Source organism: Shewanella cyperi, assembly GCF_017354985.1.
GTDB classification, from domain to species: Bacteria; Pseudomonadota; Gammaproteobacteria; order Enterobacterales; family Shewanellaceae; genus Shewanella; species Shewanella cyperi.
The window spans coordinates 2,978,493-2,991,239 of record NZ_CP071501.1; the positions used below are offsets into that span (position 1 = coordinate 2,978,493).

A 12,747-nucleotide genomic window follows, 5' to 3' on the forward strand; every position below is an offset into this window, starting at 1 on the left:
GACGGGACCAGCCCCCGGCAGGATCATAATTCATACTATTTACCCCCTGCGCCTAGCCATGACCGGGCGCAGGGGGTAAAATGTCGCGCTATTTTTCCCATGGGTTCCTAGAGCGACGCACCGATGAGTAAGAAACTCCATATCAAAACCTGGGGCTGTCAGATGAACGAATACGATTCATCCAAGATGGCCGATCTGCTTGGCGAATATCAGGGCTACACCTTGACCGAAGAGGCCGAGGAGGCAGATATTCTGCTGCTCAATACCTGTTCCATTCGCGAAAAAGCGCAGGAGAAGGTGTTTCACCAATTGGGTCGCTGGAAGACCCTGAAGGACAAGAACCCCAACCTGATTATCGGTGTCGGCGGTTGCGTTGCCTCCCAGGAAGGCAAGGCCATCAAGGACAGGGCCCAATGTGTGGATATAGTCTTCGGTCCCCAGACCCTGCACCGCCTGCCCGACATGATTGAACAGGTCCGCAATGGCGACAAGGCGGTAATCGACATCTCCTTCCCCGAGATTGAAAAGTTCGATCGCCTGCCCGAGCCCCGCGCCGAAGGCCCCACCGCTTTCGTATCCATCATGGAAGGTTGCAGCAAGTACTGCTCTTTCTGCGTGGTGCCTTACACCCGCGGCGAGGAAGTGAGTCGCCCCATGGACGACATCATCCTTGAAATCGCCCAACTGGCGGAGCAAGGGGTGCGTGAAGTCAACCTGCTGGGTCAGAACGTTAACGCCTATCGCGGTGCCAAGCATGACGGCGAGATTTGCAGCTTTGCCGAACTGCTGCGCTACGTCGCCGCCATCGACGGTATCGACCGCCTGCGCTTCACCACCAGCCATCCGATTGAATTCACCCAGGACATCATAGATGTCTACGAGGACACCCCTGAGCTGGTGAGCTTCCTGCACCTGCCGGTGCAATCGGGTTCGGATCGCATCCTCACCGCCATGAAGCGCGGCCACATGGCCATTGAATACAAGTCCATCATCCGCCGCCTGCGCAAGGCCCGTCCGGACATTCAGATTAGCTCGGACTTCATCATAGGTTTCCCCGGTGAAACCCAGGATGACTTCAACGACACCATGAAGTTGATTGAGGATGTGGCCTTCGACCACAGCTTCAGCTTTATCTACAGCGCCCGTCCCGGCACCCCGGCAGCGGATCTGCCGGACGATGTCGATATGGAAGAGAAAAAACAGCGTCTGGCACAGCTGCAGGACAAGATCACCAACCAAGCCATGCGCTACAGCCGCCAGATGCTGGGCACTGTGCAGCGCATCCTGGTGGAAGGCCCTTCGGTGAAGAACCCCATGGAACTGCGTGGCCGCACCGAAAACAACCGGGTGGTAAATTTCGAAGGCCAACCCAAGCACATAGGCAGCTTTGTCGATGTGGAAATCGTTGATGTCTACACCAACTCCCTGCGCGGCAAGTTTATCCGCGGTGAGGATGAAATGGATCTGCGCCGCAGCCTGCGTCCGGAAGACATACTGGCCAAGCGCCAGCAGGACGATGCCCTGGGCGTAAGCAAGTTTATCCCTTGATAAAGCAATAGCCACATAGGGTGGGACCTCATCCCGCACCCAAGTCAAATCCCAGGGCGGCCCAAGGCCGCCCTTTGCTTAACATGGCGCTTTGCATGGCCGGGGCAAAAAGCGGTATATTTGGCATAGACCCGCATTGCCACCCGAGGTGGTCGCGAACACAACCTTATCAAGAGCCGGAGCAATATTTGGCCAGTAAACTCACTACCATGAATCTCTATCTGGAGCCGGCAGACAGCCGCCGTTTGGCATCCCTCTGTGGCCCCTTTGACGATAACCTCAAGCAACTCGAGCGCCGCATCGGCGTGGAGATAAGCTACCGCAACAACCACTTCCAGATTGTTGGCCTGCCGCGCAACTGTCTGACCGCCAACAATCTGCTCAAGTCCTTGTATGTGGAAACCGCGCCGGTCAAGGGCAGCACTCCGGATCTCGAACCGGAAAAGGTGCACATCGCCATCCAGGAAGCCATAGCCCTGGAAGCCGAAGATAACTCGGACGAGGCCCGGGAACACTACATCAAGACCCGCCGCGGCGTGGTCAAGCCGCGCAATCCCAACCAGACCCAGTACGTGGCCAACATAGTGCGCCACGATATTACCTTCGGCATAGGCCCGGCCGGTACCGGCAAGACCTATCTGGCGGTGGCCGCCGCCGTGGATGCGTTGGAGCGTCAGGAAGTGCGCCGCATACTGCTGACCCGCCCTGCGGTGGAAGCCGGTGAGAAGCTCGGCTTCCTGCCCGGCGATTTGAGTCAGAAGGTCGACCCCTATCTGCGGCCCCTGTACGATGCCCTGTTTGAAATGCTCGGTTTTGAAAAGGTGGAGCGCCTGATTGAGCGCAGCGTGATTGAGATTGCCCCCCTCGCCTATATGCGCGGTCGCACCCTCAACGATGCCTTTGTGATCCTCGATGAAAGCCAAAACACCACGGTGGAGCAGATGAAGATGTTCCTGACCCGTATCGGCTTTAATTCCAAGGCGGTTATCACAGGTGACATCACCCAGGTGGACTTGCCCCGCAGCCAAAAATCCGGCCTGCGCCACGCCATCGAAGTGCTGGGCGATGTGGACGAAATCAGTTTCAACTTCTTCCAATCCAAGGACGTGGTGCGTCATCCCGTGGTGGCCCGCATTGTTGAGGCCTACGAAGAACACGAGCAGAAAATGCAGGCCATCAAGGACCGCAAGGACAATCTGCTAACGGAGCCCGGTCAAAATGAGTCTTGAGTTGGAATTGGATCTGCAAAACGCCTGCACCAGCACGCAAGTTCCGAGCGAAGCCCAGTTTGAACTCTGGGTTCGCACCGCGCTCGGCAACACACTGCCACAGGCCGAACTGACCATTCGTTTGGTGGACAGTGACGAGAGCCGCAGCCTTAATCACAGCTACCGTGGCAAGGACAAACCCACCAATGTGTTGTCTTTTCCGTTCGAAGCACCGCCGGGTGTGGAACTGCCACTGCTTGGCGATCTTGTCATTTGCGCCGAGGTCGTCGAGAATGAGGCGGCTGAACAACACAAAACCTTGGAAGCCCATTGGGCTCACATGGTTGTACATGGTTGCCTGCATCTGCTAGGTTATGACCATATTGAAGACGCCGAGGCCGAAGAAATGGAAGCACTGGAAACAGAGCTGCTTCAGGGCCTTGGCTTTGCTGACCCTTACCAGGAGCTATAATCGGCCCAGTAGCCGAAGAAAACACTATGAGTGACGATATCCCCCCGAGTACCAACGCCCACAAGAAAGGTTGGCTGGAACGTTTCAGCCAGTTGTTCCAGGGCGAACCTCAAAATCGCGATGAATTGGTGGAAGTGATCCACGATGCCGAGCAACGTGATCTCATCACCGAAGATACCCGCGAGATGATTAAAGGTGTTTTAGAGGTATCCGATCTGCGAGTGCGGGACATTATGATCCCCAGATCCCAGATTGTGGCCCTGAAGGTCGACAGCACAGTGGAAGAGCTGCTGGCGACTGTAATCAGTTCGGCCCACTCCCGTTTCCCCGTGGTCAACGAAGACAAGGACCACGTCGAAGGCATATTGCTGGCCAAAGATTTGCTGCAATACGGCTTCAACAACAGCGAAGTGCCCTTCTCCCTCGACAAGGTGATCCGCCCCGCCGTGGTGGTTCCCGAGAGCAAGCGGGTTGATGTGCTGCTGAAAGAATTCCGCTCCCAGCGTTACCATATGGCCATAGTGGTCGATGAGTACGGTGGCGTTTCCGGTCTGGTCACCATTGAAGACATATTGGAAGAAATTGTCGGCGAGATTGAAGACGAGTTTGACCATGACAGCGTCGAAGAGACCGAAATTCGCAAGGTCGGCAATACCGTCTATCTGGTGAAGGCTTTGACCCCCATCGAAGATTTCAATGACGAATTCGGCACCCATTTCAGTGACGAGGAATTCGACACAGTAGGTGGTATGGTTGCCCACGCCTTTGGGCATCTGCCGGAGCGCAATGAAAGAGTGGTGATCAACGGCATCGAATTCAAGGTGATCAATGCCGACACCCGCCGTCTTATTCAGTTGCGGGTCAAACTGCCCGATCCCCAGCAAGCCGAAGTCACGGAAAGTTAATTCCAATTGAGTCCCTTAGTTGACACCGTCCGCCAATCGCGGATACGCCTGCCCCTCGCCTTCCTGGCGGGGGCCAGTACCGCCCTCGCCTTTGCCCCCTATGGTCTGTGGCCTTTTTATCCCCTGGCCTTGGTCTTTTGCCTCTGGTTAGGCCGGCAGCTTGGACCCGCCGCCGCCTTCCGCCACTGGCTGAGCTTCGGCTTTGGTGCCTTTGTTTTTGGCATCAGCTGGGTGCATGTGAGCATAGACAGGTATGGCGGCTTGCCACTGCCGGTGTCCCTGGGGCTGATGGCCCTGCTGGCCTTCTACCTGGCGCTGTATCCTGCCCTGGTGGGAGCCGCCTTTGCCAAACTGAAATCCGGCCGCTCTTACTTTGACCTCGTGGGCTTGTTTCCGGCGCTGTGGATGCTGGCCGAGCTTGGCCGCGGCTCCGTTATGACAGGATTTCCCTGGCTGCTCGCCGGTTACAGCCAGACAGATGGCCCGCTGGCCCCCCTTGCCAGCGTGATTGGGGTAGAGGGACTTAGCCTGCTGCTGATGATGTGCGTCGGTGCCCTGCTGCTGTTTGTTGAAGGTAAACGTCTGCCACTGCTGCTTCTGCTGCCGCTGCTGGCGCTGGCAACCTGGGCAGCCCAGGCCTTCAGCCCACTCCAGTCCCGGGAGGAAAGCGTCAAGGTGCTCTTGGTACAGGGCAATATTCCCCAGAGCATGAAATGGCGGAAAGAAACCTTGTGGCCCTCTCTGCTCAAGCACCTGGACATGACCCGGCCAAATTTTGACGTTGATATTGTGGTCTGGCCCGAAGCCGCGGTGCCTATTTGGGAAAATGTGGTGAGCGATTTTCTCGACAATGCCAACCGCGCCGCCAATCTGACAGACACGGCGATTATCACGGGCATCATCAGCCATCCGGAGCAAGAGTTTTACAACTCGCTGATAGTGCTGGGTAATCATTTCAACAAACAGCAGGATGCCCCGGATTACCAAATCGGTGACGGCAACGATTACCGCAAACATCACCTGCTGCCCATAGGGGAATTTGTGCCCTTTGAAGATCTGTTGCGGCCCCTGGCACCTTTGTTCAACCTGCCGATGTCGTCCTTCAACCGCGGTGACTTTATTCAGCCCAATCTGCAGGCCGTGGGGTATCGCCTGGCGCCGGCCATCTGTTACGAAATCGCTTTCCCCGAGCAGCTCAGGGCCAACTTCAGCGAACAAACGGACTTGCTGCTGACAGTCTCCAACGACGCCTGGTTCGGTGAGTCCAATGGCCCGCTGCAACACATGGAGATCGCCAGAATGCGCGCCATTGAACTGGGACGGCCATTGCTGCGGGCCACCAATAATGGCGTCACCGCCGTGGTGGATGAACATGGCAAAATGGTGAAGCAGTTGCCCCAATTTGAGGCTGCTGTGCTCAAGGCGGACGTGCCCCTGGTCAAGGGACAAACCCTGTTTGCCCGTTTTGGTCACGCTCCGGTGCTCGCCCTGATGTCGCTGCTGTTGTTAGCGGGAATTGGGCTGAGTTATCGACGCCGTTGAAACAAATAAGCAGTAAAAAAGACGCCTCCGGGCGTCTTTTTTACTTTCATGGTTCATCACCGTGATAACGCCAGGCCTTATACAGGCACCTCGGGGGTAAAGTGAAAACTGGCGGCAATACGGTTCCAGGCATTGATGGTGGCTATGGTGGCGGACAGGTCAACTATCTCCTTGTCGCTGAACTGGGCGCGCACCTTGGCTATATCCTCGGCGGTTACCGGGCCCGTGATCAGCTTGGTCAGTGCCTCGGTCCAATGCAGCGCCGCACGCTCCCGTGCTGAAAATACCTGGCTCTCACGCCAGGCGCTGAGCAGATCCAGCCTGTGCTGGGCTTCGCCAAGTTGGCGCGCCTCCTCGGCATGCATCCGCATACAAAAGGCACAACCGTTAAGCTGCGACGCCCTGAGCTTGACGAGTTCCACCAGCTTGGGGTCAAACGTTTTGGCGGCCGACTCGCCAAGGCTTATCAAGGCCCGCGGCAATTCGGGTTGTTGCTGGTATACCTGCATCCGTGGCAGCCATTCGCCGTGTAATTTTGCCTCTACGGCCACAGTGGTATCAAATTGAGTGTCTTGCATCATGTGCTCCTTTCGTTATGACTGAGCACATACTGCCAAGGCAAAAGGCTGGAAAATTGTATTTTTGCGACATCCAGGGCGCCGAAAGACGCCCTGTGCCGTTAGTCCGGGCCAAGGTGCTGAGGATTAGGGCGTCAGGGCCTCACGGATGAACTCATCGTTGTCACATTCAGGGCAGTCGGGGATCACCGACGGGAAATTAATGTCCATGCCGTGGCCACAGCTGGTGCAAACCAACCTGCCCTGACTGATAATTTCGCCGCTCTGGTAGTAGCCGTGGTGTTTGAAATCCTGGGCCAGTTCATGCCATTCCACCTGGCTGCGGTCGGTAATTTCACCGAGCCAGTGCCAAAGGGTATTTTCCAGGGCGATCACCGAGGGACTGTGGCTCAAGGATTCTGCGTTGTGCTCCTGCAGGAAGGCCGCTATGTCCCGTTTGAGGAACTCCAGCACCAGCTCGGCTTCCTTGTCGCTTATCTCGTCGCGCAATTGGCTGAAGGCATCCCCCGCGGTGAGTTGCTGATAAAGATGCTTGGCATTCAGGTCCGGATTTTCCGCGAATCGCCGTTTCAGATCGTCAATCAATATCTGATACTGTGCCAGTAGTTGCGAACTTCTGTTGCTCATGCTCAATACTCCTTCAAGGGAACCTTTTTAATGCAGCTCTTCTGGTTTATTCTATGCAGATCCCGCGGCGCGGACTAAGCGCATGATCAAATAATAGGCGGCATTGCCGGAAAAAGTTGATGCAAGAGCAATATAATCCCTCAGAAATCGAGGCCTTGGTGCAAAAGCACTGGGCCGAAAACAAAACCTTTGAAGTCACTGAAGACCCGAATAAAGAGAAGTTCTACTGCCTCTCCATGTTCCCTTACCCTTCAGGCCGACTGCATATGGGTCACGTGCGCAACTACACCATAGGTGACGTGGTTGCCCGCTTCCAGCGTCTGCAGGGTAAAAACGTACTCCAGCCCATCGGTTGGGACGCCTTCGGTCTGCCTGCCGAAAACGCCGCCATCAAGAATGCCACCGCCCCGGCCCCATGGACCTATGAAAACATAGACTACATGAAGAACCAGCTGAAAATGCTGGGTTTTGGCTACGACTGGAGCCGTGAAATCGCCACCTGTACCCCTGAGTATTACCGCTGGGAACAATGGTTCTTCACCAAGCTGTACGAAAAAGGCCTGGTGTACAAGAAGACCGCCGCGGTGAACTGGTGCCCGAACGATCAAACGGTACTGGCCAACGAGCAGGTGCAGGACGGTTGCTGCTGGCGCTGCGACACTCCGGTGGAGCAAAAAGAAATTCCCCAGTGGTTTATCAAGATCACCGCCTATGCCGAAGAGCTGCTCAATGACATAGACACGCTGGAAGGCTGGCCCGAGCAGGTCAAGACCATGCAGCGCAACTGGATTGGCCGCTCCGAAGGCGTGGAAATGACCTTCAAGGTCGCCGATTCCGACGACAGTTTCGATATCTACACCACCCGCCCCGACACAGTCATGGGCGTGACCTATGTGGCCATAGCCGCCGGTCACCCGCTGGCCGAAAAAGCCGCCCTGAACAATCCTGAGCTGGCCGCCTTCGTGGACGAGTGCAAGCACAGCGGCACCTCAGAGGCCGAGTTGGCCACCATGGAGAAGAAGGGCGTGGCCACCGGCCTGTACGCCATTCACCCACTGACCGGTGACAAGGTGCCCGTGTGGGCCGCCAACTTCGTACTGATGAATTACGGCACCGGCGCCGTGATGTCGGTTCCGGGCCACGATCAGCGCGACTATGAATTTGCCAAAAAATACGGCCTCGACATCAAGGCGGTGATCAAACCCCTTGAAGGTGAACTGGATATATCCGAAGCCGCCTATACCGAGAAGGGTGTGCTGTTCAACTCGGGCGACTCATTCCCAGAGCTGGATGGTCTGGACTTCGACGCCGCCTTCAATGCCATCGCGACCAAGCTGGCCGCCGAAGGTAAAGGCAAGCGTCAGGTTAACTTCCGCCTGCGCGACTGGGGCGTAAGCCGTCAGCGTTACTGGGGCGCCCCTATCCCCATGGTCACCCTGGAAGACGGCACTGTGATGCCAACTCCTGCAGAACAACTGCCGGTGATCCTGCCCGAAGACGTGGTCATGGATGGCGTGCAGAGCCCCATCAAGGCAGACAAGGAATGGGCCAAGACCAGCGTTAACGGCCAAGCCGCGCTGCGGGAAACAGACACCTTTGACACCTTTATGGAGTCGTCCTGGTACTACGCCCGCTATTGCTCGCCCAAGGCCAATGAAATGCTGGATCCCGCCAAGGCCAACTACTGGCTGCCGGTGGATCAGTACATAGGCGGTATCGAACACGCCTGTATGCACCTCTTGTATTTCCGCTTCTTCCACAAGCTGCTGCGCGATGCCGGCCTGGTGAACTCCAACGAGCCCGCCAAGCGCCTGCTGACCCAGGGCATGGTGCTGGCCGATGCCTTCTACTACAACAACGATAAGGGTGCCCGCGTCTGGGTATCGCCTCTGGACGTGACAGTAGTGGAGAAGGACGACAAGGGCCGGATCACCAAGGCCGTGGACAACGAAGGCCATGAGCTGGTGTACACCGGCATGAGCAAGATGTCCAAGTCCAAGAACAACGGTATCGATCCCCAGGTAATGGTGGAAAAATACGGCGCCGACACTGTGCGTCTGTTCATGATGTTCGCCTCGCCACCGGAGCTGACCCTGGAGTGGCAGGAGTCCGGCGTTGAGGGTGCCCACCGCTTTATCAAGCGCCTGTGGAAGCTGGCCAGCGAGTACGTGGCCTCACCCGCTACCGAAGCCCTGGACGTGGCGAGCCTCAGTGCCGATCAAAAAGCCCTGCGCCGCGAACTGCACAAAACCATAGCCAAGGTAGGTGACGACATTGGTCGCCGTCAGATGTTCAACACCGCCGTTGCCGCCGTGATGGAACTGATGAACCACCTGCAAAAGGCACCGCTTGAATCGGCTCAGGACAAGGCGCTGATGAACGAAGCCCTGTCCGCCGTGGTACGCCTGCTGTACCCCATAGCCCCGCACGTGTGTTTCAACCTGTGGCAGGCGCTCGGCAACAGCACTGACATCGAGGACGCCGGTTGGCCTGTGGCCGATGACAGCGCCCTGGTGGAAGACAGCAAGCTGGTGGTGGTACAGGTGAACGGCAAGGTACGCGCCAAGCTGACCGTTGCTGCCGATGCCACCAAGGAGCAGGTAGAAGCCCTGGGCCTGGCCGAAGATGCGGTGCGCAAGCACACCGACGGCCTGACTGTTCGCAAGGTTATCTATGTGCCGGGCAAACTGCTGAACATAGTTGCCAACTGATAGCCCCCGTGAAAACCCGCCCCTGGCGGGTTTTCCTTCTGCATCCAAGGATAAATCCATGACCCGAGTCTTTACCCTTGTCATCCTGTCCCTGAGCCTGTTGCTCGCAGGTTGTGGCTTCAAGCTGCAGGGCAGTTACTCCATGCCCGCCGAACTCAACACCCTCAGCGTCGACAGCGGTGATGAATACAGTGAGCTGACCCGTTTGGTGAAGGAGCGCTTGCGTCTGTCCGGGGTCAAGTTGGTGGCAAGCAGCGAGCAGATCCCGGCCGTCAGGTTACTGAAAGACTCGCTGTCCCGCACCACGCTGTCGCTGTATCCCACCGGCAACGTGGCCGAGTACGAACTGATTTACCATGTGGATTTCGCCGTGCGCATGCCGGGTAAAGAGGCCCAGCCTTTCAGCGTCGAGATCCGCCGCGACTACCTCGACGACCCCCGCACCGCCCTGGCCAAGAGCCGCGAGATGGAGATGCTGCTGCGGGAAATGCGCCTGCAGGCCGCCGACAGTCTGATCCAGACCCTGGCCACCACAGAGATCCGTTGATGCGGGTTTATCCTGATCAACTGCATCGCCATCTGGGCCAATTGGCCCAGTGCTATCTGCTGTTTGGCGACGATCCCTGGTTGCAGGAACACTGCAAGGATCAGCTGCTGGCCGCCGCCCGCCAGCAGGGCTTCGAGGAGCGGGTACAATTGGAGCAGGATAACAGCTTCAATTGGCAGGATCTGGCCAACGAATGGCAGGCCATGAGCCTGTTCGCCAGCCGCCGCATCATAGAGCTGTACCTGCCCCAGGCCAAACCCGGCAGCGAAGGCAGCGCCATGCTGCTGAGCCTGCTGCAAGCTCCCAATCCCGATATTTTACTGCTGCTGCGCGGCCCCAAACTGGCGGCGGAGCAGACCAACAGCAAATGGTTCAAGGCCCTCGACAGTGCCGGCATTTACCTGCCCTGCCTGACACCGGAAGGGCCACAATTTCAGCGCTGGCTTGACGGCCGGACCCAGGCCCACAGACTGAGTCTGTCTCCGGATGCCCGCACCCTGCTGCTAAGCCTGTACGAAGGCAATTTGCTGGCAGCGGATCAGGCCATGCAGCTACTGGCGTTGCTGAGCCCGGGACGGCGCATTGAGGCTGCCGAGCTGGAGCAGTACTTTGACGATCAATCCCGCTTCACCGTGTTTCAGCTGGGCGATGCCCTGCTTGGCAATCAACAGGCCCGGGTGCAGCACATGCTGGCCCAGCTGAAGGCCGAAGGCACGGCCCTGCCGATTGTGCTCTGGGCCCTGTTCCGGGAACTGACCACACTGGTGGCATTGCAGGGGGCGCGCCAACGCCGCGAACCATTGCAGCCGCTGTGGAGCAAGTATCGGATCTGGGATAAACGCCAGCCCCTGTATGAGGCCAGCCTCAAGCGCCTGGATCTTACCCAGCTGGAAGCTATGCTGGCCATGGCCGGGGCCATTGAGCTGAAACTCAAGCAACGGGGAGAAGAGGACTGGACCGGGATCAGCCACCTGTGCCTGCTGTTTGACCCCGCCGCCCACGCGGCCCTTGGACACCTGGGTCTATGAGCCAGCAGCAAATACTCAATAATCAGAGAGTCCGTCCCCCAATCCGCCACATAGGCCTGCTGGGTGGCACCTTCGATCCCCCGCACCACGGCCATCTGCTGCCGCTGATGGAAATTCTGGCCCAGCTGCCACTGGACGCCATCTGGTTGCTGCCAAACCATATTCCGCCCCACAAGGCAGGCACCCACGCCAGTGCAGGTCAGCGCCTGGACATGGTGTCTTTGCTGTGCGGTGACAATACCCGGCTCAGTCCCTGCGCCATCGAGTTGGAGCGCGCCAGCCCCAGCTACACAGTCGATACCCTGGAGCGCCTGCGCCACAAGCACCCGGATTGCCGCTTTTACTTCATCATGGGCATGGACTCCTTTCTGAACCTGCCCCAATGGCACCGCTGGCAGTCGCTGTTTGACCTCTGTCACCTGATCCTGTGCGAGCGCCCCGGCTGGCAGCTCGATGAAGCCCAGCCCATGATGGCGCAGCTGCAGGCCCGGGGCCAAAAGGCCGAAGCCGGCTTGCCACAGGCAGACTGCGGCGCGGTTATCGAAGTGCCCATCACAGAGCAGCCCTGGTCCTCCACCGAGATCCGCGCCGCGCTCCGGCATGGTGAACTGCCGGATGGTGCCATGCCCAAGGCGGTTGGCGACTATATCCACCAGCACAGGCTCTACCGCCACCGCTGATCCGCCCCAAGCCGGAGTGTATTCCCGCCCCCAAGGCTGCTATACTGGCGCGCTGTTTTTTAAACTCATGAGGTATTAGGCGTGCAGAGCGCAGAACTGAAGCAATTTGTGGTCGATAAAATCGATGATTTGAAGGCCCGTGACGTAGTGGTACTCGACGTCAGTAAGCAATCCAATATCACGGATTTCATGGTGATTTGTTCCGGCACCTCCAAGACCCATGTCCGCGCCATCGCCGAAAACCTGATCACCGAAGCCAAACAGGCCGGTCTCAACATTCTGGGCAGCGAAGGTCGCGATGCCAGCGAATGGGTTCTGGTGGATCTGGGTGATGTGATACTGCACGTAATGCAGGATCAAACCCGCGACTTCTACCAGCTGGAAAAGCTCTGGCAAGAACACGCCTGATGAAGCTGCAACTGGTTGCCGTGGGAACCAAGATGCCGGACTGGGTCAGTCGCGGTTTCGAGGAATACCAAAGGCGTTTCCCGCGGGACATGGCCCTGGAGCTGGTGGAAATTCCCGCCGGCAAAAGGGGCAAGAATGCCGACATAGCCAGGATACTGCAAAAGGAAGGCGAGGCCATGCTGGCAGCCATTCCCAAGGGCAACCATATAGTCTCCCTGGATCTGCCCGGTAAAAACTGGACCACGCCAGAGCTTGCCAGGGAGCTTTCCAGATGGCAACTTGATGGCCGGGACGTCAGCCTGCTGATAGGCGGCCCCGAAGGACTGTCACCGGAGTGCAAACAGGCCGCAGGCCAGAGTTGGTGCCTGTCGGCGCTGACCCTACCCCACCCTCTGGTGCGGGTGGTGGTCGCCGAGAGCCTGTATCGCGCCTGGAGTATCAATAACAACCACCCCTATCACAGGGAATAAGTCAGAGTTCAGGAGCCCCGCGA

At 57.8% G+C, this 12,747-nt stretch carries 13 protein-coding genes; 11 read left to right on the top strand and 2 right to left on the bottom strand.

The genetic code is table 11. The features are described from left to right. Positions 1–123: 123 nt before the first annotated feature. The 5 genes from miaB to lnt all read left to right on the top strand — a co-directional run bounded on the left by miaB (position 124) and on the right by lnt (position 5,675). On the top strand, positions 124–1,548 hold the full coding sequence (miaB, locus tag JYB84_RS13080) for a tRNA (N6-isopentenyl adenosine(37)-C2)-methylthiotransferase MiaB (RefSeq protein ID WP_207320489.1): 1,425 nt from the start codon (positions 124–126) through the stop codon (positions 1,546–1,548). 188 nt (positions 1,549–1,736) lie between these two features. Next, positions 1,737–2,777 (top strand): PhoH family protein, encoded by a 1,041-nt coding sequence (locus tag JYB84_RS13085; protein WP_207320490.1) that lies wholly within the window; start codon positions 1,737–1,739, stop codon positions 2,775–2,777. Further along, entirely contained in the window at positions 2,767–3,228 is a 462-nt protein-coding gene (gene ybeY / locus JYB84_RS13090) for an rRNA maturation RNase YbeY (protein WP_207320491.1), read from the top strand. Before JYB84_RS13085 ends, ybeY begins: the two co-directional genes overlap by 11 nt. 26 nt (positions 3,229–3,254) lie before the next feature. Then, the gene (gene corC, locus JYB84_RS13095) at positions 3,255–4,133 is read left to right on the top strand and encodes a CNNM family magnesium/cobalt transport protein CorC (protein ID WP_207320492.1); all 879 of its coding nucleotides are present in this window, start codon (positions 3,255–3,257) and stop codon (positions 4,131–4,133) included. Between the two features lie 6 nt (positions 4,134–4,139). After that, on the top strand, positions 4,140–5,675 hold the full coding sequence (lnt, locus tag JYB84_RS13100) for an apolipoprotein N-acyltransferase (protein WP_207320493.1): 1,536 nt from the start codon (positions 4,140–4,142) through the stop codon (positions 5,673–5,675). A 77-nt stretch (positions 5,676–5,752) separates the two neighbouring features. Here lnt and JYB84_RS13105 read toward each other — a convergent pair whose 3' ends face one another. Both JYB84_RS13105 and JYB84_RS13110 read right to left on the bottom strand, forming a co-directional pair. After that, positions 5,753–6,256 carry a carboxymuconolactone decarboxylase family protein gene (locus JYB84_RS13105; protein ID WP_228290776.1) on the bottom strand — a complete coding sequence of 168 codons (504 nt, stop codon included), beginning with the start codon at positions 6,254–6,256 and terminating at the stop codon, positions 5,753–5,755. Between the two features lie 123 nt (positions 6,257–6,379). Next, positions 6,380–6,880 carry a zinc ribbon-containing protein gene (locus JYB84_RS13110; protein WP_207320494.1) on the bottom strand — a complete coding sequence of 167 codons (501 nt, stop codon included), beginning with the start codon at positions 6,878–6,880 and terminating at the stop codon, positions 6,380–6,382. Between the two features lie 119 nt (positions 6,881–6,999). Here JYB84_RS13110 and leuS point away from each other — a divergent pair, with 119 nt between their 5' ends. From leuS to rlmH, 6 genes are all read left to right on the top strand, one after another. Then, positions 7,000–9,591 (top strand): leucine--tRNA ligase, encoded by a 2,592-nt coding sequence (leuS, locus tag JYB84_RS13115; RefSeq protein WP_207320495.1) that lies wholly within the window; start codon positions 7,000–7,002, stop codon positions 9,589–9,591. A gap of 58 nt (positions 9,592–9,649) precedes the next feature. Next, positions 9,650–10,138 carry an LPS-assembly lipoprotein LptE gene (locus tag JYB84_RS13120; RefSeq protein ID WP_207320496.1) on the top strand — a complete coding sequence of 163 codons (489 nt, stop codon included), beginning with the start codon at positions 9,650–9,652 and terminating at the stop codon, positions 10,136–10,138. Continuing rightward, on the top strand, positions 10,138–11,166 hold the full coding sequence (holA, locus tag JYB84_RS13125; RefSeq protein WP_207320497.1) for a DNA polymerase III subunit delta: 1,029 nt from the start codon (positions 10,138–10,140) through the stop codon (positions 11,164–11,166). The genes JYB84_RS13120 and holA overlap by 1 nt, the downstream gene beginning before the upstream one ends. Next, positions 11,163–11,846 carry a nicotinate-nucleotide adenylyltransferase gene (gene nadD / locus JYB84_RS13130; RefSeq protein ID WP_207320498.1) on the top strand — a complete coding sequence of 228 codons (684 nt, stop codon included), beginning with the start codon at positions 11,163–11,165 and terminating at the stop codon, positions 11,844–11,846. The genes holA and nadD overlap by 4 nt, the downstream gene beginning before the upstream one ends. An 81-nt stretch (positions 11,847–11,927) precedes the next feature. Next, positions 11,928–12,254: a ribosome silencing factor gene (gene rsfS, locus JYB84_RS13135; protein ID WP_207320499.1), complete on the top strand. Its 327-nt coding sequence runs from the start codon at positions 11,928–11,930 to the stop codon at positions 12,252–12,254. After that, entirely contained in the window at positions 12,254–12,724 is a 471-nt protein-coding gene (gene rlmH / locus JYB84_RS13140) for a 23S rRNA (pseudouridine(1915)-N(3))-methyltransferase RlmH (RefSeq protein WP_207320500.1), read from the top strand. The genes rsfS and rlmH overlap by 1 nt, the downstream gene beginning before the upstream one ends. The last annotated feature ends 23 nt before the right edge of the window (positions 12,725–12,747 follow it).

What these genes read in the sequence shown, in the direction of transcription:
- miaB (WP_207320489.1), top strand. Translation starts at nt 124, where the DNA reads ATGAGTAAGAAACTCCATATCAAAACCTGGGGCTGTCAGATGAACGAA.
- ybeY (WP_207320491.1), top strand. Translation starts at nt 2,767, where the DNA reads ATGAGTCTTGAGTTGGAATTGGATCTGCAAAACGCCTGCACCAGCACG.
- corC (WP_207320492.1), top strand. Translation starts at nt 3,255, where the DNA reads ATGAGTGACGATATCCCCCCGAGTACCAACGCCCACAAGAAAGGTTGG.
- JYB84_RS13105 (WP_228290776.1), bottom strand. Translation starts at nt 6,256, where the DNA reads ATGATGCAAGACACTCAATTTGATACCACTGTGGCCGTAGAGGCAAAA.
- JYB84_RS13110 (WP_207320494.1), bottom strand. Translation starts at nt 6,880, where the DNA reads ATGAGCAACAGAAGTTCGCAACTACTGGCACAGTATCAGATATTGATT.
- leuS (WP_207320495.1), top strand. Translation starts at nt 7,000, where the DNA reads ATGCAAGAGCAATATAATCCCTCAGAAATCGAGGCCTTGGTGCAAAAG.
- JYB84_RS13120 (WP_207320496.1), top strand. Translation starts at nt 9,650, where the DNA reads ATGACCCGAGTCTTTACCCTTGTCATCCTGTCCCTGAGCCTGTTGCTC.
- holA (WP_207320497.1), top strand. Translation starts at nt 10,138, where the DNA reads ATGCGGGTTTATCCTGATCAACTGCATCGCCATCTGGGCCAATTGGCC.
- nadD (WP_207320498.1), top strand. Translation starts at nt 11,163, where the DNA reads ATGAGCCAGCAGCAAATACTCAATAATCAGAGAGTCCGTCCCCCAATC.
- rlmH (WP_207320500.1), top strand. Translation starts at nt 12,254, where the DNA reads ATGAAGCTGCAACTGGTTGCCGTGGGAACCAAGATGCCGGACTGGGTC.